Genomic DNA, 22,819 nt, shown 5'->3' with positions numbered 1-22,819 from the left:
TGAGTAAAACTTAAAATTAGACTTTTATTTTTTGGGTTGTCAGAATACGATTTAACAACATAGCTCGCTTTAGTGATTTTTAACTAAGCCATGGCCCATGAGAACTTGCCATTCTGAAAGATAGTCCATTTCATAAAATCAATAATAATTTCTTAATAAGATAATCAATTTCAAAAGAAATCGTCATTGCGAGAAGGCTTTTTTAGCCGACGAAGCAATCTTTCTAGCAAGGATAGCAAGCATAAAAGATTGCTTCGTCGTTCCTCCTCGCAATGACGAACCTTCTATCTAGCTCTGTCAATGGCAGCAACTGTAAAATAGTTAGGAAGCATGTGAGTGTTTTGTAAAAAAAAATCTAAAGAATAGATCTTTCTTACAACTTAATGTCTGCAATCTGTTGTAGTAGAGATAATGATTGGATCGAGAAGCTTTCCGTGGGAATCCTATTAAAACAAAATAAGCCTCCCTTAACAGAGAGGCTTACGAGTGTAATCTAAATCGTCCCGTTGATTTAATTTTTACTTAACCAAATGTAACTACAAATTTTACGGATAGTACGACCGATTTAATGTTGTACATCAATATGTAAAAAGTGTATAATGTTATGTAAACATAAGGTTTTAAGCAACATAGAAGTTCATTTTCACCAATAGAAACCGGTCAAATTTGTTTTAAACCATTTCTTTAACCAGTTTACTCCGGATGCGGCTTAGGGTTTCGAGCCTCATGCCCAGATAACTGGCCACGCACCTTAACGGCACCCGCGTAACATCGAAAGGATTTAGTTCCAGAAATTTTTCATAACGTCTTTCTGCCGATGGTATACGGGCAAGTATTGCACGCTCGGCGGCAGCATGGTATTGAAGCGCTAAAATTTTCCGTCCAATTACATTGGTTTCCTGGTGGCTTTCGTACAGTTTATTAATAAGCGCATTGGGCAAGGCTACAAGCTCTGTATTTTCTAAGGCCTGCAGATATTCAATAGAAGGCTGCTCAATAGTTTCTGCCGGATGCTGGATAGCACCGATAAATTCGTTACCTAAACTGATCCAGGTGGTAATTTCTTTATGATCATCTTTCACAAAACCCCTTACCAAACCTGTTACCACAAAATAAACACATTTGTTACTATCAATGGGGGATAGGATATATTTGTTTTTTTTGATTAATACCGCTTGCGACTCTTTCTCTATTTCATGAATAAAACCGGCACTGATCGGAATTAAACCGCTGAAATAATTAAGCATGGCATTAATTAAGAATACTTTTTGGGATTCGAGCATATACAAAAAAAGGAATAGACTTTAGACGCTTAATTATAGCAATTTGAATCGAAATGATAAAATAAAGTAGATTATTTGACAGTATAATCAGATAAAAAGCCTTATCTAAGCCATTAACTTTATATTTCGAAGTGTAATTTGATTGATCCAGGTAAATATGCTCATTTTCCTTTCGTCATATCCGGAAAATGAATCCCATAAATGACAAAACGTTTGCTCCAGCACCAATTTCGATTTCGGCTCATCATTTAAACTGCGAATAATGTTGCCATACACCGCAGCGGCATATTTTTGATAAAGAATTTTAAATGCATCTGCATCCTTAGCCCGAAGTCTTTTAATAAAAACCTCCTGATCAGACAATTGAACCTTTAAGTCTGCACCTTGGCTTTTATTAGAAATGGGATTGACAAACACCTGCATAATAGATTTAATATTAATGCTTTAACACATGCATTGTTTCAATTGTTTAAGCAGCAGGTATTATTCAAACAACTGAGTAGAGTACTCCTAAAAGTAATAAAATTAAAAATAGCATTTTGGCCTTCGGCTTTTCTTGGTAACCAGGTAATAGCCTACCGAAAGCTCGTGCGAACCATATTCATAATTCCCCAGTTTGTTCAAACTGTAATCGTAGCCATAACCGATGCGCAGGTTTTGGTGTATAAACAGCTCTGCAATAAAACCAACCGCGGCACGGCTTTGCAGGTTTTTCTGCAGGTTGGGCTTTGGGTAAAGTTTAACCGAGGTGCGGTATACTGCACCCAGCCAAAAACGTTCTTTTATCAGCAAAAAGGCATTAAGGTCGAGTGAGGTCGGCCCGTGCAGATCATCCTTGATCAGAAAGGTGGGTTTGAACACAAACTCATCGTTTAAGGGCAGTGCCATTCCAGAGCTTAAATAAAAATGTGGCTGCACCTTGATATTGAGCAGGTTGTAATCGGTAAAAACCGACAGGCTCTTCGACAGCAGGTTATCGGCAGAGAAACCGATGAAGAACTTTTCGTTCGAATAATGCACCCCTGCGCGGATGTTGGGCATGATCTGGCTTACATTACCGGTGGGTATGCGGTTATCGCCCTGCTCTATCGGATCGAGCAGGCTGCCGTTCAGCCCAACCTGCATTAGCCCTGCCCCAAGGCCAAAAGCCAGGATATTGGTTTCGGTACGGTCGAGCTTGATGCGGTAGGCAAAGTTTGCCGAAAAATTCAGCGCACTCTGCGCCCCGATCTTATCTTTGGTAATTATCGCGCCTATGCCCAGGCTCTCCTCATTGATCGCCTCATCGGCCGAGATGGAAAGTGTCTGCGGGGCACCCTTAATGCCCGTCCACTGTGCCCGTGCAAAGGCCTGCAGGTAAAGCTCCTCTTTGTAGCCCGTGTAGGCCGGGTTGATGTACATCCCGTTAAAAACATACTGCCCAAACTGCGCATTCTGCTGGGCGTAGCCCCCTATCCATGCCGAACAGGCGGCCAAAACAAAAACAAGCTTCTTCAACCCTTTCATATCTTATCTGATTATGGTAACATAGCCCTTGTACTCCAGCCAGTTTGCAGTACCATTCTTAACCTTAACCACGTAGAAATAGGTGCCATCGCTCAGGCCCGGCGCGGTCCAGTCGTTCAGGTAGCGGTTGCTCTGGTATACGGTACTTCCCCAACGGTTGATCACCGTTACCTCGTTAAACTCGAAAGAGCCCAGGTTTTCCAGATAAAACGTATCGTTTTTCCCATCCCCATTGGGCGTAAATACATTCGGTATCCGTAAACCCGAAATTTCTTTCAAATCGGTAGAGGTATTGTTCGATGGCACCGGATCGTTCTCGCTACCGGTTACCGTGGCGGTATTGCTCACCATTCCCGGCTGTTTTGCCTGCACATAAACCACCAGCTCAGCAAACTTCCCGTTGGCCAAAAGGTCTATCCCCCATTTGATAGTCCTTGTGGCCGAATCGTAAACGGCATTACCGTCGGTCGGCTGCGCCAGGCTTTCGAAAACCAGGTTATCGGGCAGCACATCCCTTACATTTACCATTGTTGCATCGTCAGTACCGTTGTTGCGCACATCGAGGTAATAACTGAATACCTGGTTGCTGAGCACATTCTTGGCTTCGGAGCGCTTGGTGATGGCCAGATCGGCCACCGGCACGGCCTGCACTTCTACCACTATCTCTACGGAGAGATCGGAGGTACAGCCAAAACTGTTGATAGCGGCTACCCTATAAACTCCTGCCGTGGCGGTAATGAGCTGCTCTTTCTGCTGACCGGGGATGAGCACACCATCCTTGAACCAGATGTACGTGCTGGCCCCTCCCGAATTTGCGCGCAGCAAAACCGACGATCCTTTCTTGATCGTGATCTTCTGCCGTCCATTGGGTACGGTCTGGCTAAATACCATTGTAAAAGAAAACAACAGCATAGCCGTAAACAGGAAGGTGTAGAACCTATGCCTCATTTATAACTTTGCAAGCAGAAAAAAGGTTAATTAGTCCTAAAAAGTTACTGCAGTGGCCGTACCCTGCGCGGTTCCAATAGTAACCGTTGGTTTAGTCGGCTTGGCTGTTATGGTAATGGTCTGATCGGCCGATTGTGGACAATATTTATTACCATTTATCTCATAGCCTACTTTAAACCTATACGTAGTATTTCCCACACTTGGCGCAGTTGGTGTGTAATCTTTATTTGTTGCACCAGAAATTGCAGTTTCAGTAGTACCCACTACGGTATACCATTGGTAAGCTAAAGGCGCCTTAGCCGGATCTTCGGGATTGGTAATGTTACCGATCTGCGCCAATGGACTTTCCACACAAAAAGGTGCTGGTGTAACCGTTGGCATAAGTGGCTTAAATACATAAACCGGAATTTCCTGCATTTCGGATTCGCATGATCCGGCAGCTGTTGCTTTCGAACTCAGGTAATAATATCCAGTTTTAAGATCGGCATTGGCTATTTTATTTCCACCACTTAAATTTATACCAAGACTAGGGGAGGTGGTAGAAGTAGCACTGTACTTTACAATCCAGTCTGAGCCGATAGGCGCAGTGGGCAAGGTAAGATCGGCGTCAGCGCAGAAAAGGTTTACTCCAGGCGTATTGGGCGCCAAGGTTTGAGCCGATAAATTTAAGAAGCTACATAACATAACTGTAGCGATTGTTAAAACTGTTTGGTAAAGGATTTTTTTCATGGGGGACAAATTTTAGATTGTTTAATATTGTGAGTTAGGATTAAGCAGCACATGCGGTGCTGATGGTTTTGGTTTTATTTTAATATTGAAATTGATCTCTGTAGTGCATCCTCCTGCATTTTTTATTTTCAATACACCGGGATGATTTCCAACTGCTGCATCTGAGGGTACATTAATAGCAATACTGCCAATAGGCAAAGGCATATTATTTACTGCTACGAACCCAGCAGTAGCCCAACTGATGCTGTAAGTGATAGGGCTATTTAATGGACTGGTATAATTCAGTTGTGCAGTATTAAAACCCTGACAAATCTCTGGGTCGGCATCCAAAGTCAATGCTGGTGGCAAACTTACCGTTACCACAAAGTCTTGCTGCTTCTCCTCACAGCCTTTTGCGGTGGCGGTAATGGTAGCAGGGCCATTAAATCCCGCAGACCAGGTAACCTGACCTGTTGCAGCGTCTATCAGTCCGGCAGAAAGTGGCAACAAACTGTAAACAATTGCAGTAGTATTAGTGGCTGTTGCGGTGTAGGTGTCTGTTCCCGCTCCAATACAGCGTTTATCTGTTAACCCTCCACCAAAAACGGGTGTACCAACATTTCCATTTACGGTAATGGTACCTGTTGCATTAAATGCAGTGCCCGAAATTGAAGAAACGGTATAGGTAGCTGGCGTGCCGGCAATGGTTGGCGTACCGCTAATGGTTAATTTTTGGGTAGAACTGTTGTAATTAAATGTAACACCGGCCGGCAAACCCCCAACGGTAACATTTGATGTAGATGGTGGTATGCTATAGATGATTGGATCCATTGCAGTGTTAAGGCAAACTATGCGGTCGCCCGAGCCTGTAGATGTTGATACACTGCTCTGGTCATTAACGGTTACCTGATCTGGTTGGCTCCCCGTTATTGTTGCGGTATTGGTAAGCACACCTGTTTGAACCACTTTAGCCGTAATTTTGAGTACCACACTGCCAGAGGCTGCTAAATCGCCAATGGTCCAGATACCGCTTAACGCATCGTACAATGTTCCGGGTGATGGGGCACTGGAAACATAGGTATAACCAGCGGGGAGTTTATCATTAACCGAAACACCTACAGCATTTCCATTGCCCAGATTTTCGGCCTTTAAGGTAAATACCACATCTGTATTTAGCTCAGGATAAGCTACATCAACAGTTTTGGTTATAGCCCTGTCTATATTGCAGAGCGTGAGGTTTACAGGCAATGATGGCGCGCTGGTACCACATTCAAGCTGATAGCTTACACTGTAATTGCCAGAAGTACTGGCTTCGAAAGTATTGCTGGTGGCGCCGTTAATAGCTGTCCCATTAAGATACCATTGATATGGTGCCGCATTTTCGACTGCTGTTAATGTGGCAGATGCACAGTTAACCTGACTAACATTGGGCTGCTCTGCCTTTTCAGGGAAACGTGAGATAAAATTCGACATTGAGAAACCGCTACTCTGTTGTACCATTGAAACGGTTAGCCGGCTTAAACTGCTAATAGAGATGACCCGGGGCTGCCCGATAGCGGTATGGGTAAAGCTGATTAGGGAAAGGCCGCTGCTGCCAAGGGGTTTACGGGCACCAATGCCCGATATGGTTTCGATATTGGTATTGGTATAAGCGGGTGAACCACCAATTGTGCTCAGCACTATCGGATCGGCACTTTTAGTTAAGATATAACCAAAATAAGAAAGATTGTTTGTAGCAACATAACCTGTAAATTTCGTTGTTTCTACGCTTTTCGAACCAGAGCAACCTGTAATGGGCACCAAAGTCGCTATATCCACTTCGCAGCCTCCTCCTCCTGATACCCCTCCAGTACCAGAGAACACTTCTATATTTTTATCCGAAACAATAAGTGAGGAAGAATATCGTCCGGTATTACTTGTGGTATTATAGGCTCCATTGATATAACCGTGGTTAAAAGTTTGTTTATCGCCTGGTTGGGCAAGCAAAAAGGTTTGGGTAGTTTTTTGTACGCCATTGGCATCAAAGCTCACGATATTAACTACAGTATTGGCCTCAGTTGCAATAACAGTAGTTTGTTCGGCAATGGCATTTCCTTCTCCTTTAACAATTACGTATTCTTTTCCAAGAGAAGAAATGGGTGGGATTGGATTAAATGCACCGTCTCCGCAGCCTCCCGGGGCATCAAGCGCAGCAGAGGTATTCATAACAGCTGATGCCGAAGACTCTACCAAAGTTCCGATTACTGCTTTAAAAAGATAACTTTGACCCGCATTTAAGGTTGCGGTTGCCACGCCACCAATTTTAACAATAGTATTATTTTCGGTAGCCATAATGCTGTAAATGGGTTTATGGGCTGAGCCGGCCAAATCTCCATCACGGTAATAGCCTACGCGGAAAGATGTTCCAATTGCCGCATCACCAAAACTGAAAAGGGAGGCATTACCTTTAATGTCCGAATCAGATCCATCAGATCCTAAATTATCAGAAGCTACATTTCTTAAATTTACGCTGATAGAAGCCGTAGCCTCTACAATAATTCCGGCAGCAGAAATAACTGTATTTAAACTGTGGGCTGGAACATCTTTAGGCAGACCCGAAAAACGGTAGGTGAATGGATTGCCCTGCGCGCAGCTGAAGGCAGTAATTACCGTTCCATCACTTTTTTTAATGGTTCCCGATACAGTAGTGGGATTATCAGTGGTAATTACGATTTCATTTGCCTTACTCCAATATTGCCAAGGTGCAGGAGCAATATAATGTTTGGCATAACTTGGAGGCATAAAACCAGTTGAAACACCACTTGCATTAATAAATCTGGTTTTAGGAGCATCTTTAACCCAAGCCAGATTTGACGCATAGCCTAATCCGCTTACCGTGCATAGTAAACCGGTCATTAACAGTAAAAGTGACAATCTGGCTAGCGCGTTAACCATTTTCAATTTTTTAGCCAAACGCAATTATATACCCATTTACTCACTAAGTTAAACCCAGTAGATTAAAGACAGTTAAAAACTACCAATTTGTAAGATTAATAATTGCATTAAAAGCGTTAAATATTATTAGTTGAGGATTTCTTCAGCTCTAAAATAAGCCTAAAACTGCAAAATAAAGTCATTTACGCGATTTATTTACACAAAAAGGGAATATTTATGTAATATAATTTTCAAACAATAACGTAAACGTATCAGTAATCATACAGGAAAAAATATTTTAAAAATGAGGAGCTGAAATCTTAAAAGCATATCCATATTTACAAAATACTCATCAATAAGTAGTTTGTACTTCCAGCATGACTTTTAACACAAAAACATAGAGACAAGGATATTTTTCACTTAAGGGATAAGTTTAAATTTCCTTTTTTTTGACGAAATGGTATACCCAAGAGATGAAATCAGCAGTGTGGTAGGTTGGTTTTACTCATTGAAGAAATGCTCCGCGCTTAAAAGTAGCATTTTGGCCTTCGGCTTTTCTTGGTAACCAGGTAATAGCCTACCGAAAGCTCGTGCGAACCATAATCATAATTCCCCAGTTTGTTCAAACTGTAATCGTAGCCATAACCGATGCGCAGGTTCTGATGCACGAACAGCTCTGCGATAAACCCAAGGGCCGCAGGACTTCTGAGGTTGTTTTCCAAGTTCTGTTTAGGATACAGTTTAACCGAGGTGCGGTATACTGCACCCAGCCAAAAACGTTCTTTTATCAGCAAAAAGGCATTTAGGTCGAGCGAGGTCGGCCCGTGCAGATCATCCTTGATCAGAAAGGTGGGTTTGAACACAAACTCATCGTTTAAGGGCAGTGCCATTCCAGAGCTTAAATAAAAATGTGGCTGCACCTTGATATTGAGCAGGTTGTAATCGGTAAAAACCGACAGGCTCTTCGACAGCAGGTTATCGGCAGAGAAACCGATGAAGAACTTTTCGTTCGAATAATGCACCCCTGCGCGGATGTTGGGCATGATCTGGCTTACATTACCGGTGGGTATGCGGTTATCGCCCTGCTCTATCGGATCGAGCAGGCTGCCGTTCAGCCCAACCTGCATTAGCCCTGCCCCAAGGCCAAAAGCCAGGATATTGGTTTCGGAACGGTCGAGCTTGATGCGGTAGGCAAAGTTTGCCGAAAAATTCAGCGCACTCTGCGCCCCGATCTTATCTTTGGTAATTATCGCGCCTATGCCCAGGCTCTCCTCATTGATCGCCTCATCGGCCGAGATGGAAAGTGTCTGCGGGGCACCCTTAATGCCCGTCCACTGTGCCCGTGCAAAGGCCTGCAGGTAAAGCTCCTCTTTGTAGCCTGTGTAGGCCGGGTTAATATACATCCCGTTAAAAACATACTGCCCAAACTGCGCATTCTGCTGGGCATAGCTCCCTATCCATGCCGAACAGATGGCCAAAACAAAAACAAGTTTCTTTAACCTTCTCATATCATTTATCTTATTATGGTAACATAGCCCTTATATTCCAGCCAGTTTGCAGTACCATTCTTAACCTTAACCACATAGAAATAGGTACCATCGCTCAAGCCGGGTGCAGTCCAGTCGTTCAGGTAGCGGTTGCTCTGGTATACGGTACTTCCCCAACGGTTAATTACCGTTACCTCGTTAAACTCAAATGAACTCAGGTTTTCCAGATAAAACGTATCGTTTTTCCCATCCCCATTGGGCGTAAATACATTTGGTATCCGTAAACCGGAAATTTCTTTCAAATCGGTTGAGGTATTGTTCGATAATACCGGATCGCTCTCTGTGCCCGTTACCGTAGCCGTATTGCTCACCATCCCCGGCTGGGTAGCCCGCACATAAACCACCAGTTCTGCAAATTTCCCATTGGCCAACTGGTCTATCCCCCATTTGATGGTCCTTGTGGCCGGGTCGTATACGGCATTTCCATCGGTTGGCTGTGCTAGCCTTTCAAAAACCAGGTTATCGGGCAGTACATCCCTAACATTTACCAGGGTTGCGTCGTCGGTACCGTTGTTGCGCACATCCAGATAATAGCTGAATACCTGGTTGCTGAGTACATTTCTGGTTTCGGAGCGCTTGGTGATGGCCAGATCGGCCACCGGCACGGCCTGCACTTCTACCTCTATCTCTTCGGAGAGATCGGAGGTACAGCCAAAACTGTTGATAGCGGCTACCCTGTAAACTCCTGCCGTGGCGGTAATGAGCTGCTCTTTCTGCTGACCGGGAATGAGCACACCATCCTTGAACCAGATGTACGTGCTGGCCCCTCCCGAATTTGCGCGCAGCAAGGCCGACGATCCTTTCTTGATCGTGATCTTCTGCCGCACATTGGGTACGGTCTGGCTAAATACTGTTGTAAAAGAAAACAACAGCATAGCCGTAAACAGGAAGGTGTAGAACCTATGCCTCATTTATAGCTTTACAAGCAGGAAAAAATATTGATTGTGCTTAAAAAGTAACTGCGCCAGCTGTTCCCTGTGCGGTTCCAATAGTAACCGTTGGTTTGGTTGGCTTAGCCGTTACAGTTACATCATGATCTACAGTTTGTGCACAATATTTATTGCCACCAATTAAATAACCCACTTTTAGTCGGTATTTTGTGGTACCCACACTTGGCGAAGCAGGCGTATAATCTTTATTTGTTGCACCAGAAATTGCAGTTTCAGTAGTACCCACTACGGTATACCATTGGTAAGCCAGGGTGGTAACAGTAGGATCTTCAGGATTGGTTACTGTGCCAACTTGGGTAAGTGGGCTTTCCACGCAGAAATTAGCTGCCGCAAAATCGGGTACCAATGGCCTAAGCACATAAACGGGTATTTCCTGCATTTCCGACTCACATGATCCGGCAGCTGTTGCTTTAGAACTCAGGTAATAGTAGCCGTTCTGTAAATCTGCAGCAGCTATTTTGTTTCCGCCAACTAAGGTAATTGCGGTTGATGGTGTGGTTGTAGGTGTAGCGCTATACCTTACTATCCAGTTTTCGCCACTTGCAGGGGCAGGTAAAGTAAGGTCTGATCCTTTACAAAATAAGTTAACACCTGTAGTGGTGGGTGTAATTTGTGCAGAAACACGTAAAATGTTGCTGATTAACAAGAAAGTAAGAAGGAATAAGCCTTTTTTAATTGTACTGTTCATGGGGATGGGATTTAAATTTGTTTAATTAATATTGAGAAGTTATGGGCACCAGCACATGCGGCGCCATTGGTTTGGGTTTTATTTTGATTGTGAAATTGATCTGACTACTGCATCCATCGGCATTTTTGATGGTTAGGATGCCTGAATGTGTGCCTACCGCGGCGTTAAATGGCACATCAAAAGGAATATTGCCCGGTGGCAGTGGCTGGTTGTTTATTGGCATAAATCCGGAAGTGCCCCAACTGATGCTGTAAGTTATTGGGCTGTTTACCGGATTGCTATAACTTATTGATGAGCTAGTAAAACCTGAGCAGATTTCTGGTTCTGGCCCTAGCGATAAACCCGGAGGCGCGGCTACGGTTAAATTAAAATCGGCAAAGTTTGTACAAACTGTAGCGTCAGCCGCAACCGTATACCTAATTACAGTTGTACCAGCAGCAACTCCTGTTACTTCGCCTGTTGTGGCGTTTACAATAGCAATTAACAGATTGGCGCTTGACCACGTTCCCCCAGCATTTGGGTTGCTTAAGGTAGTTGCGGTACCGATGCAGATCTTATTTACGCCGCTTATCGCCCCAACAACTGCAATTGGCTTTACCTGCACGGCCAGTACTGCACGGCTACTGCTGATACAGCCAGTAGTTTGATTGACCGCTTCTACATAATATGTTGTATTTGCAGTAAGTACAGGCGTGGTGTAAGTGCTGCCGCTATGTTGCAAATTACCGCCTGTAGCTGCATCGTACCAGTTATAGCTTATGCCTGCCAACGGACTATCTACCGAAAGATTTACCGTAAAACCACTGCATGAAATGACATTTGTAACAGCAACTGTGGGCAGGGGATTAACTTTAATGGTTACTTTAACCCTTTCTGAGATGGATGAAATACAGTTATTGCGCCTCGATTCTACATAATAACCGTAATCGCCAACGGGCAGTACGCCAAGGCTATAGGTGCTACCGGTAAATAATGGTGTAGTGGTTGTTTTATCTGCATACCAAGTATAGGTAGTACAAGATTGGATATTGTTGATAGATAAGGTAGTGGCATGGCCTAAACATACATTCTTGGCGGTTAGCGGCACACCATCAATTAATGGATCGGGTTTGGGGATAGCTTTGGTTACATTATAAATGTGCAATTCTGTGCCAATGGCCAAAATGCCGCCCCACGATATTTTTACCCTGTCGAAAACAGAGGATACAGGAAATGAAACTTCGAACCTGGTGGTGTTGGGAATAGCCTTAACCGTTACATTTCCATTATTAAATGCACCACCGGCTACTGCATCGCCCAAATAAGGCTGAATGGTAAATCCACTGAGCAGACTAAGGCCGCCGCCACCATCGTACACAATTTTGATCGAATCGAGCGGCTGACCTTCTTTGGCAAAAATAGCAGTAAGGTAAGCTTCGTTAGCTGCCTGCAGACCTGTATTAATGGTAGCAAAGGTGCTATAGGCCGGATCGGTATCAATCGCAGCGTATGGATTGGTAACCGATGCAGTAGCATTTAATAAGCCTGCCCCATTTACACCAGTCAGTACATCAATCCCTTTATCGCACTCAATATCCAAAGGGTTATCTTCTAAAATATAGGCGCCATATATTTCTGCAGCTACGCCGACAGAGAGTGAAGCAGAAAGTTTAACATAAACACCGTGATAGGCCTGTGCAGGGGTTAAAGGAATTTCGATAGCGCCAGCACCACTTAATAAACCAACGGTAGAAGCTGTATAAAGCGGTGTTCTCGTAGCTATATTGGTGCTGGTATTCAGATCAACAAAGCTTCCAACTTCAATGGTTCCGGCCAGGCTTAAAGCAGATGCCGGGATAGATACTTTTAGGATAAAGGTTTTGCCCGCGGCAATTAACCGTCTTCCAGCGTCGGTACCGTTGCTGCTAAATTCTAAATATTGGGTAACAGATGATGAGCCCAACAAACTGTTGATGGAAAGTGTTGAAGCTGTTGAAGGATCGGTATCTACAGCCCGGCCATTATTGGTAACCGAAACCGACGACCCGATGCCACCTGGAGCATACTGATAATCCTGAAAACTAGCGTATACGCGGCTTTGATTCGTACACAACTGTGCACACAAATATCCTGGTAGGGCAAAAAACAGCCCCATTAATAAGAATAGACGAAAAAACCGCTTCAATTTGTTTGGGAGAGCAAAAATTCAGGGGTTATTCTTTGGCTTACGTAAAAATGGGATGAATAGATTTTTAAACATTCATTTTATTCATTTCTTAGCGCAGCAAAACTAATTAAAGCGCATGTAATCCATGTTAAGAAACCCTAAAGCCCTAAAGAAAAAGCAAACAAATTAGGAATACCGATACGATAAGAAACAAAATACCGTTAGAAGTAGCATTTTGGCCTGCGGCTCTTAGCAGTTTGCAGGTAATAACCAATTGATATTTCGTGCGAGCCATAGTCATAACTCCCCAGCTTATTTAAACTGTAATCGTAACCATAACCAATCCTTAAATTTTCGCGCACAAAAAATTCTGTTATCAGTCCGATAGCGCTTCTGGCCCGTAAATCGCGCTGCAAGTCAGACTTTGGATAAAGTTTTACAGATGTACGGTATACACCACCCAACCATAGCTTTTCTTTAATCATCAAAAAAGCATTCAAATCCAACGAGGTTGGACCGTTAAGATCATCTTTAAGCAAGAAGCTTGGCTTAAACATAAAATCGTTATTCATCGGAAATACCATACCAGCCGATAAATAGAAATGCGGTTTGGAGGTAATGCTCAATAAGCTATTGTCTTTAAAAACAGAAAGATATTGCGAGAGCAGGTTATTGGCCGAAAAGCCAAAATAGAATTTTTCGTTGGAATAATGTACACCGGCCCTGATATCAGGTACAATCCTACTTTCGTAACCGGTCGGAATCCTGTTATCGCCAGCCTCAGTTGGATCGAGCAGACTGCCGTTTAAGCCCATCTGCATTACACCAACCCCAACACCAAATGCCAGTACATTAGTTTCGGTACGGTCGAGTTTTATGCGGTAGGCAAAGTTTCCTGATAGGTTTAAAGAGCTTTGGGCACCAATTTTATCTTTTGATACCAATAGCCCGAGCCCGAGGCTTTCTTCGTTAACAGCCTCATCAACCGAAAGCGACAGTGTTTGGGGAGCTCCTTGGATACCGGTCCACTGTGCACGTACAAAAGCCTGCATGTACAGCTCCTCTTTATAACCCGCATAGGCAGGATTTACATAAAGACCGTTAAATACATATTGCCCGAACTGTGCATTTTGCTGAGCAAAGAGACACAGGCCGATAAAATTTAACAATACCGTTAAAATTACCTTTTTCATATCCTCACATTTTAACTTATACTTTATCTCATCACCGTAACATAACCCTTAAATTCTTGCCATTGCCCGCTTGCCGTTTTAACCTTTAAAACATAGAAATAAGTTCCATCTACCAATCCATTAGCTGTCCAATCGTTCAGATAGCCATTTTTTTCATAAACCGTACTTCCCCAGCGGTTAATAATGGTGAGCTGGTTTTCTGTATAACGGTCTAACTTTTCGATAAAAAAGGTTTCGTTTTTACCATCACCGTTCGGTGTAAATACGTTTGGTATTTTTATTCCTGTAATCTCTTTTATATCGGTTGAGGTGTTGTTTGATGGATCGGGATCTAATTCATTTAGGGTAACAGTTGCACTATTAATTACATTGCCGGGCTTTATTGCCCTAACATTGATGACCAGCTCTACAAAACTGCCATTGGCAAGCAGCGGTATAGTCCACAAAACTGTTTTGCCCGCTTCGTTGTAGCTCGCTGTACCTGTTGTTACGGGATCAAGGCTCACAAATAAAAGGTTTTCGGGAAGTTCGTCCTTTACCTGGATATTGGTTGCATCGCCAAGACCGTTATTGCGCACCAGTAAATTATATTTAAACAGCTCGGTGTTGATTACCTGCCGGCTTTCTGATCTTTTTACAATGGAAACATCTGCCGATATGGTGCTGAGCATAACCACTTCCATTTCTTCAGAAATATCTGAACTGCAGCCACCCAAACTAAAGGTGATTACGGTGTATTTACCTGCGGTATTTACCACATAATCCTGAGCAATGGCATTTGGTATCGGGTCTCCATTCCTGAACCATTGATAAGAAGAGGCGCCAACGGCATTTGCCCTTAGTTTAACTGATGTACCCGGTTTAAGGCTTAAAGCATTTGGATTAGCAGATTGCGCAAAGCATGCTGCCGCAGGAAGCAGCAGCACACCGAACACAATTATCCCTAATCTATTAAAATTCATGATTGCTAAACCTTATCAACAGCAACACCTTATGGTGCTACAGCAATAGTGGCTTTACCTGGTTTAACGGTAACAGTAATGGCTTTAGATGCAGTTGCGGTACAGGTGGTTGCCGGTACTATCGGAACACCGCCTGTAGCATAACTTCCAACAGCTGTAAAAACGTAAGCGCCCGGCGATACTCCAGCTTTAAGTGTAAAAGTATCTCCTGATGCCGATGCAGTACCTAATGTAGTAATATCAGCTACTGCGGTACCTCCAAGCGTAGCAGACCATGCATAGGCCATGGTTACGCCGGTTGGTAATGTTATTGAAGCATCTTTTGAAGCCGTGAATACGGTAGATGCAGTTTGATCGGTACAGTAAACACTACCAGGTGCGGCTACAGCAATAAGCGGTGTTGGCAGTTTCTCTACCACAGTATTATCAGAGGCATCACTAGGACACAGATTCGCATCTGCAGGCTGAACCTGAACGGAATAAGTATGTGTACCAGCGGCTAAGCCTGCGGCAATCTGATAAAAAGCATTGGTTCCATCGTATACAACCGGAGTTTGTGCAACGTTATCAACTGTCCACACAATTTTATCGCCGTTAACAGGGGTGTAACCTGTAAAAGTTGGATTTAACTTTACCGTACCTGTTCCGCACAGGTATACATTTGGCGTTTGCGCAAAGGCGCCTAATGGCAATAAGAACAGTAAGAATGCGAAAATCCTTAAATTACGTTTAGTAGAATTTTTTCTCATGATTTTAATTGTTTGGGTTTAATAATTTATTTTCTTCTTTTAATTAATAGATACTGTAGGTTTATGTGGCACAAGCTTAACCCTAAAACTAAAAGGGATATTTCGCGAGCAGCCAAAAGCATTTTTTATGGTCAAAACTCCCTGATACACGGCAACTGGTGTAGAGGATGGAATGGTGATGCTGATTTCGTTTGGTGGCAGTGGTTGGTTTGAAACCGCAGGCAACAGGTTTCCTGTCCACGATATGCTATAGGTAATAGGATCGGCAATAGGATTTGAATAGCCAAGTTTGGTTGTACTTAAACCTTCGCAGATACTTGGATCAGGCGCTAAGGTCAAATCTGGCTGTGGATTTACCGTTAAGTTAAAATCTACCTTTTTCCCACAGTACGTGGCATCATCTGCAACCGTATAGCTGATCGTTGCACTCCCTTGTGCAGTTGCAGTTACCTTACCTGTAGCATCAACAGTGGCAATGGCTGCATCGCTACTGCTCCACACACCTCCCGCATAGGCATTTGTAAATGTTGAACTGCTGCCACCGCACATGGCAGTGCTGCCAGCAATAGCCGGAACAGGCGCATATTGTTTTACCTTAACCTCTACCGCTTTTGCACAGCCTGCATTTTTACATCCTGTTAAAGTGTTTACAGCTTCTATATAGTAAGTTGTAGTGGCTGATAAATTCGGAGTGGTGTAATTTGCCCCTACATAAATGGGTGTACCGCCAGAGGCTGAAGTATACCAGTTATAGGTAAAGCCGGCATCGGGTGTGGTAACGGCAAGAATGGTAGAAGAACCTGCGCAGATAACTGCCCCAGGTACAGCAACCGTTGGCAAGGGGTTTACTTTCAGTTTAACCCTTAATCTTTCTGATATGGCCGTAACGCAGTAAGTTCTGCTGGCCTGCACATAATAATTGTAATCGCCAGCAACAAGGCCTGTTGGTGTATAAGTTAAGCCTGTATGCAACAAGGTGCCACCCGTCTCGGCATCGTACCATTTGTACTCGGTACAATCTTGTGGATTATTAACTGCAAAAGTGGTGCTCTCGCCCTCGCAAATGGTCCTGGTATCTTCAGCAATAGGATCAATCAGCGTACGTGGCTTGGCCAGTTTTCTTTTAATATCGTAAACCTTAAGCGATCCGAGCACGCCTGCCAATCCACCAGTGGTAATTTCTAAGCGGTCGTAAACATCGGTTATCGGAAAGGTTAGTACATATTTATCTGTTGAGCCCGGAAAAAGCCTTAGGTTCAGAAAAGTACCCGTGTTATCGAAGGCATTACCAGCTTTTGCACCATTTAAATAAGGCTGGATAATAAAGCCGGTAAGCAGGTTTAAATCGAGCAGGCCACCACCCGGTTTACCGAGGATAATGCTAACCGAATCTTTAGGCTGGGAGGGTTTGTTAAATATTGCGGTAAGGTATATTTTGTTCAGCACAGATGCTCCTACATCCATCAGGGCGTAGCTGTCTTTATCATTATCAATGGAGTTGAAAGGATCGGTTACCTTGCCGGTAGCATTTAAAACCCCGCCAATAACGGTTGGCTGTACACCCGATAAAACGTCGATTACCTCATCGCAGTCAATCTGATCAGTAGTGGTCTCCATAATATAGGCATGAAAAAGTTTGGTAGAAAGTGCCACTGAAAGCAAATTACCCGAAACCTTAACGTAGATACCATTGTAGATCTGGCTGGGCGTAAGCGTAATTTCCATCTCGCCCGAACCGCTGATTACCCCGGCAATATTGGCTGAAGTGTAAATGGGATTTATATTGGTGGCGGTATAACCGGCATCGTTACCCGGACCAAGCAGACCAAAAAGTGGCCAATCGGCAGGTATAGTGTGCAGACCTGTAAATGTACCGATTTCGACCCCGCTCAAAACACTTAAAACCTCGGTAGGGAGTGAAATTTTAATGGTAACCGGTGTATTGGCCGGAATAGAGCGGGCTAAACCACCAGCATCGTTAAACTGTAAAAACTGGGTTGAAGATGCTAATCCTGCCAAGCCTAAGCCTACCCCCAAGGTAGAGGCATACTTAACCTGTCCGTTTACCGCATTCCCCGCATCCGAAATGGTGCCCATAATCAACGAACCGCCCAATACTTTAAACCCGTATTGGATCGAACCCTGAAAGTTTGCATATGTACGCTTTGTATTTTCACATTGCGCATGCAAAAAGGCAGGCACAATACAAAGCACAAACACCAAGAATGATAGACAAGAGCGCCTTTTCAATGTTAGTTTGGGATGACGTAAAAATTATTTTTGTTTGTTTGCTCGTTTGCTACAAAAGTACTGTTGTGGGCATGGAGTTTATCCGTTCACTTTATTCATTAAGCCCTTCCTGATACTGTAAAGCCCTGTTTTGTTGATATTTATCAACAAAGCCAAAATCATTCGAACACGATTTGTACATTTGTTTCCAAGAATGAAAATTTTAGTCTACCTGTTAAGCATCGGCATGTTGCTCATCTCTTGCATCACCTGCGAAGATGTGTCCGACTTTGGCTATAACAGCCAGGCAAAAATTTCGTTGGCCAAGCTTAATAAAACGGAGCATACCGCTGAGAAGGACAACTGCTCTCCGATGTGTACCTGCAACTGCTGCGGGCAACCTACAGTAAACAACCTTGGCCAATCTGTTTATGTGTTTCCAAAACACGAAGTGGTGGTTAAGCTTAAAACGCCTTACCACAATCAGTTCCTTTCATCTTACGCCCCGAGTATCTGGCAACCGCCAAAATTGAATAATACAGTAATCGGTTAACCGATCATTCAACAACTGCAATGACTGCGGTTTATTATTCAATCATTTACAAATAAATACATGCAAAAAATAATAGTATTGCTGTGCGCCATAATGTGTACGGTAAGTGCATACGCACAGGATAATTTTAAAATTACAGTTAAAGACAAAGAGAGCAGGGCCGCGCTGGAAGGAGTTACCGTGCTCATTAAAGGCACAAACACAATAGCCAAAACAGCAGCAAATGGAACTGCGGTTTTCAGCAGTATGCCAACCGGCAGTCAAACGTTAATTATACGGAACGTAGGTTATCAAGAACAAGTGGTTACCTTAAATTTTCCGTTGAAACAAACTGCCCCGCTCGAAATTTTATTGGCTGCATCAGAAGATGAGCTTGAAGAGGTAATAGTTTCATCAACCCGTACAAGCCGCTCTATACAGAACACACCAACCAGGGTTGAAACCATTGAACTGGAAGAAATTGATGAGAAAAGCAATATGCGCCCTGCAAATGTATCGATGATACTGCACGAAAGCACAGGCATAGCGGTACAGCAAACCTCGGCAACAAGCGCCAATGCCAGCATTAGGATACAGGGATTGGATGGCCGCTATACCCAACTCCTTAAAGATGGTTACGCCAGTTTTGGCAATTTTGCCAGCGGACTGAGCATCCTCGAAATACCACCTCTGGATTTAAGTCAGGTAGAAATTATAAAAGGCCCCTCTTCTACCCTTTACGGTGCAGGAGCCATTGCTGGGGTGGTTAATTTTATTTCCAGAACGCCAAAAGAAAAACCGGAGTTCAATTTTATCCTCAACCAGTCGAACGTGGGCCAAACCAATATTGGTGGCTTCGGTATGCAACGGAACAAAAAATTTGGTTATAGCCTTTTAGCAATCGCAAATTTTCAGAAACCTTATGATGTAGACGGTGATGATTTTACAGAGCTGCCCAAAACCAAGGATTTCACCATCCACCCCAAGCTGTTCTTCTATCCAAACGAAAAGACAACCCTAATTATAGGTAATGCTTTTACCAAGAGCGACCGTACAGGCGGGGATATATTTGTGGTAAAAGATAATGTTGACGCAAACCACCGCTATTTCGAAACAAATAATAGCATCCGCAATACTTCTACAGTTGATTTTAGTTACAAAACCAATGAGCTGGACCTTTTGCGGATTAAAACCAGTTTCAACTATTTTAAGCGCGGCATTGCTATTCCGGATTACCGTTTCGATGGCATTAATTACAATGCTTATACGGATATCAGTTATTTGAAGAACATAAAAAGCCAAAGTTTAATTTTTGGTGCAAACCTGGTGTACGATGATTTTAAAGAACAAAACCAGTTACCAAACCTTGCTAAAAACTTCACCACCCGAACAGCCGGCCTATATGCCCAGCAAACTTGGGACATTACCGAAAAATTTAAGCTAGAAAGTGGCATGCGTGTAGATTTTGTAAACTATTTTAATACAAACTACCGCAAAACCGAAGCTTTTGCATTACCGAGGGTTTCGGCACTTTACAAATTTAATGATAAATGGAGCTCGAGGATTGGCGGAGGACTGGGTTACAAAACCCCAACGCTATTTACTGAACAAACAGAAACCTTTCAATACCAAAACCTGCTCCCCTTAAACCAGGTAAAGGCAGAAAGAAGCTATGGCGGTACTGCTGATGTTAATTATAAAACAGCCATTGGCGAGGATTGGATAATTAGCATGAACCAAATGTTCTTTTATACCCAGATTAGCAACTCGACCATTTTACTTCAGGATGCAAGCGGGTTTTTCCATTTCGGTAACACCAGCCAGCCGGTGCGCAGCTTAGGTTTTGAAACCAATGCCAAAATCATTTTTAAAACATTTTTTAAACTTTTTGCGGGCTATACTTTTACTTCTGCCAAAGCAGATTATCTGCCCCTTATCCGCGATATAAGGCTTTTACCCAAAAATAAATTGAACCTCGCTTTGCTTTACGAAAAGGAAAGAAACTTTAAAATGGGATTGGAAGGCTATTTTACTGATAGGCAATACCTTTACAACAACCTGCAAACCAATCCATTCTGGGAATTTGGTTTTATGGCAGAAAAGGTATTCGGAAAAATTTCTGTTTTTATCAATGCCGAGAACTTTACCGATACCAGGCAAAGCAAGTATAAAAGTGTAGTTAATGGCTCGCACCTTAACCCAACTTTTGATGATATATGGACACATACCGAAGGAAGAACTTTTAATGCCGGTATTAAGCTTAAACTTTAAAATAAAAAATAATAATTGCAAAAGCACAATATTATTGTACCTTTGCACCTCTCTGGAAGCTTCCACTCCAGAGTTTAAGAAAGCCTTTCAGCAATGAGAGGCTTTTCTTATTTAAGGGCTTTTTGATCCAAACTGAAACTATATCCAAAACACAAAGCGTTTTATCAGCTTATAATTATTGCCAGTTTTGGCGCAATATAAAATCAAAATAAGCTAAAAAACACCACTATTTGCTTTTAAACACCACTACCGCTAAAGGTGGCAGATTAATATCAATAGCATATTGCTGATTGTTATAGCCGTCTGCATTTGGAACAATATCTCCTCTATTGTTTATTCCACTACCGTAGTAAACAATATCATCCGTATTAAAAATTTCTGTCCAGCTGGTTTTAAAAGGCACACCAATCCGGTAATTCTCGCGTACAACCGGAGTTAAATTTATGGCAATTACCAAGGTATCTTTGGCTTTAGGGCCTTTGCGCATGTAAACAAATACCGATTCGTTTGCATTATCCGCATCAAGCCACTCAAAACCTTCGTAGCTAAAATTAAAATGATATAGGGCCGGTTCTGCGCGGTAAAGAAAATTCAGCGCCTTAACCGTTTCCTGCATCCCTTTGTGCGGTGGGTACTGCAATAAATGCCAATCTAGCGATTGTGTAAAGTTCCACTCATTGGTTTGGCCAAATTCGTTGCCCATAAATAGCAGCTTAGCGCCCGGATGGGTAAACATATAGCCATAAAGCGCCCTCAGATTGGCAAATTTCTGCCAATCATCGCCTGGCATTTTGTACAACATAGGCGATTTACCATGAACCACTTCATCATGTGAAAAAGGAAGCATAAAATTTTCGGTAAAAGCATAAGTCATGCTAAAGCTCAACTGGTTATGATGATGCTTACGGCCAAGCGTATCCACCTTAAAGTACTTCAACGTATCATTCATCCAGCCCATCATCCATTTCATTCCAAAACCCAAGCCTCCGTTATGCACCGGATGGGTAACCCCTGGATAGGTGCTGCTTTCTTCGGCGATGGTGTGTACGCCCTCGAAATTTCCGTAAATGGCAACATTCAGATCCTGAAGAAACTGTATTGCGCCAATGTTTTCGCTGCCGCCATATTCATTTGTGGCAGCATCTGCATCTTCGCGCGAAAAATTAAAGTACAGCATCGATGCTACGGCATCTACCCTTAATCCATCAGCATGATACTGATCTAACCAAAACATGGCATTGCTGATCAGGAATGAGCGCACTTCATTTCTATCGTAGTTAAATATATATGATTTCCAATCGGGGTGAAATCCCTTTCGCATATCGGCATGTTCGTACAGGTGCGTGCCATCAAATTCATATAAACCATGCCTATCGCCCGGGAAATGAGACGGAACCCAATCCAGTATGACAGCAATATTGGCTTTATGCAGTTCATCAATCAGGTACATTAAATCCTGTGGAGTACCGTAACGCGAACTTGCCCCAAAATAACCCGTAATCTGATAACCCCAGCTCGGAAAATACGGAAACTCCATCACCGGCATCAGCTCAACATGTGTAAAACCCATTTCTTTTACGTACGGCACCAATCTGGCCGCAACTTCCCTACAGGTAAGTACACGTTCGGGGTCGGAAGGATCGCGCTCCCAAGAGCCCAAGTGGATTTCGTAAACCGATATCGGTTGATCTAAGGCATTTAACTTCGGCCTTTTTTTCAGCCAGGTTTTATCTTTCCAGGTATAATCGGTATCCCAAACAATGGAGGCGGTTTGCGGCGGATGTTCCCACCTTCTGGCATAGGGATCGCCCTTTAAATGTTCTGATTCATCAAAACCCTTAACAAAATATTTGTACACTTCTCCTTTTGCTATCCCCGGAATAAAACCTTCCCAGATACCCGATTTATCCCAGCGCTTGTTCAATGGATGGGATGCGTTGTTCCAGCCGTTAAAATCACCCGTAACATTTACCTGTATGGCGTTGGGGGCCCACACCGAAAAATAAGTGCCCTTTACCTCATCAACTGTAATTAAATGGGAGCCCATTTTCTCGTAAAGCCTAAAGTGCTTTCCAACCAGGAAAAGATCTATGTCGTAATCGGTAAATAAACTGTGTACCCAAACGGTTTTGTTCTTATCGGTTTTAGGTAAAGCTGCTTTTTTTGCAGGAACTTTTTTTGCTGACATAGGTTA

At 43.2% G+C, this 22,819-nt stretch carries 17 protein-coding genes; 2 read left to right on the top strand and 15 right to left on the bottom strand.

Annotated features, from left to right (window positions below; all coding sequences use genetic code 11):
* Window positions 1-671 precede the first annotated feature (671 nt).
* From ACS5PU_RS13125 to ACS5PU_RS13060, 14 genes are all read right to left on the bottom strand, one after another.
* Complete coding sequence (locus ACS5PU_RS13125; RefSeq protein WP_439459626.1) at window positions 672-1,247, bottom strand: Crp/Fnr family transcriptional regulator; 576 nt, start codon at window positions 1,245-1,247, stop codon at window positions 672-674.
* Between the two features lie 141 nt (window positions 1,248-1,388).
* The gene (locus tag ACS5PU_RS13120) at window positions 1,389-1,706 is read right to left on the bottom strand and encodes an RNA polymerase sigma factor (RefSeq protein WP_439459625.1); all 318 of its coding nucleotides are present in this window, start codon (window positions 1,704-1,706) and stop codon (window positions 1,389-1,391) included.
* Between the two features lie 102 nt (window positions 1,707-1,808).
* Complete coding sequence (locus tag ACS5PU_RS13115; protein ID WP_439459624.1) at window positions 1,809-2,789, bottom strand: PorP/SprF family type IX secretion system membrane protein; 981 nt, start codon at window positions 2,787-2,789, stop codon at window positions 1,809-1,811.
* A gap of 3 nt (window positions 2,790-2,792) precedes the next feature.
* Entirely contained in the window at window positions 2,793-3,737 is a 945-nt protein-coding gene (locus ACS5PU_RS13110; protein WP_439459623.1) for a gliding motility-associated C-terminal domain-containing protein, read from the bottom strand.
* 36 nt (window positions 3,738-3,773) lie between these two features.
* Window positions 3,774-4,466 carry a hypothetical protein gene (locus ACS5PU_RS13105; RefSeq protein WP_439459622.1) on the bottom strand — a complete coding sequence of 231 codons (693 nt, stop codon included), beginning with the start codon at window positions 4,464-4,466 and terminating at the stop codon, window positions 3,774-3,776.
* 21 nt (window positions 4,467-4,487) lie between these two features.
* Window positions 4,488-7,379, bottom strand: coding sequence for a hypothetical protein (locus ACS5PU_RS13100; RefSeq protein WP_439459621.1), 2,892 nt, complete (start codon window positions 7,377-7,379; stop codon window positions 4,488-4,490).
* Window positions 7,380-7,885: 506 nt separating this feature from the next.
* Window positions 7,886-8,866: a PorP/SprF family type IX secretion system membrane protein gene (locus tag ACS5PU_RS13095; protein ID WP_439459620.1), complete on the bottom strand. Its 981-nt coding sequence runs from the start codon at window positions 8,864-8,866 to the stop codon at window positions 7,886-7,888.
* A gap of 5 nt (window positions 8,867-8,871) precedes the next feature.
* A complete protein-coding gene (locus ACS5PU_RS13090; protein WP_439459619.1) occupies window positions 8,872-9,816 on the bottom strand; it encodes a gliding motility-associated C-terminal domain-containing protein in 945 nt (314 codons plus the stop codon).
* 37 nt (window positions 9,817-9,853) lie between these two features.
* Window positions 9,854-10,543: a hypothetical protein gene (locus ACS5PU_RS13085; RefSeq protein ID WP_439459618.1), complete on the bottom strand. Its 690-nt coding sequence runs from the start codon at window positions 10,541-10,543 to the stop codon at window positions 9,854-9,856.
* Between the two features lie 25 nt (window positions 10,544-10,568).
* Entirely contained in the window at window positions 10,569-12,635 is a 2,067-nt protein-coding gene (locus tag ACS5PU_RS13080) for an immunoglobulin domain-containing protein (protein ID WP_439459617.1), read from the bottom strand.
* A 275-nt stretch (window positions 12,636-12,910) separates the two neighbouring features.
* On the bottom strand, window positions 12,911-13,882 hold the full coding sequence (locus ACS5PU_RS13075) for a PorP/SprF family type IX secretion system membrane protein (RefSeq protein ID WP_439459616.1): 972 nt from the start codon (window positions 13,880-13,882) through the stop codon (window positions 12,911-12,913).
* Between the two features lie 23 nt (window positions 13,883-13,905).
* Complete coding sequence (locus ACS5PU_RS13070) at window positions 13,906-14,844, bottom strand: gliding motility-associated C-terminal domain-containing protein (protein WP_439459615.1); 939 nt, start codon at window positions 14,842-14,844, stop codon at window positions 13,906-13,908.
* A 29-nt stretch (window positions 14,845-14,873) separates the two neighbouring features.
* Window positions 14,874-15,593 (bottom strand): hypothetical protein, encoded by a 720-nt coding sequence (locus ACS5PU_RS13065; protein ID WP_439459614.1) that lies wholly within the window; start codon window positions 15,591-15,593, stop codon window positions 14,874-14,876.
* Between the two features lie 39 nt (window positions 15,594-15,632).
* Window positions 15,633-17,843: an Ig-like domain-containing protein gene (locus ACS5PU_RS13060; protein WP_439459613.1), complete on the bottom strand. Its 2,211-nt coding sequence runs from the start codon at window positions 17,841-17,843 to the stop codon at window positions 15,633-15,635.
* Window positions 17,844-18,036: 193 nt separating this feature from the next.
* Between ACS5PU_RS13060 and ACS5PU_RS13055 the strand changes: the two genes are divergently transcribed.
* Both ACS5PU_RS13055 and ACS5PU_RS13050 read left to right on the top strand, forming a co-directional pair.
* Window positions 18,037-18,375: a DUF6660 family protein gene (locus tag ACS5PU_RS13055; protein WP_439459612.1), complete on the top strand. Its 339-nt coding sequence runs from the start codon at window positions 18,037-18,039 to the stop codon at window positions 18,373-18,375.
* A 60-nt stretch (window positions 18,376-18,435) separates the two neighbouring features.
* A complete protein-coding gene (locus ACS5PU_RS13050) occupies window positions 18,436-20,625 on the top strand; it encodes a TonB-dependent receptor (RefSeq protein WP_439459611.1) in 2,190 nt (729 codons plus the stop codon).
* 226 nt (window positions 20,626-20,851) lie between these two features.
* Here ACS5PU_RS13050 and glgB read toward each other — a convergent pair whose 3' ends face one another.
* Entirely contained in the window at window positions 20,852-22,813 is a 1,962-nt protein-coding gene (glgB, locus tag ACS5PU_RS13045; RefSeq protein WP_439459610.1) for a 1,4-alpha-glucan branching protein GlgB, read from the bottom strand.
* Window positions 22,814-22,819: the final 6 nt, after the last annotated feature.

The organism is Pedobacter sp. GSP4 (assembly GCF_051857575.1).
GTDB lineage: Bacteria > Bacteroidota > Bacteroidia > Sphingobacteriales > Sphingobacteriaceae > Pedobacter.
This window is presented reverse-complemented; position numbering and strand designations above follow the sequence as displayed.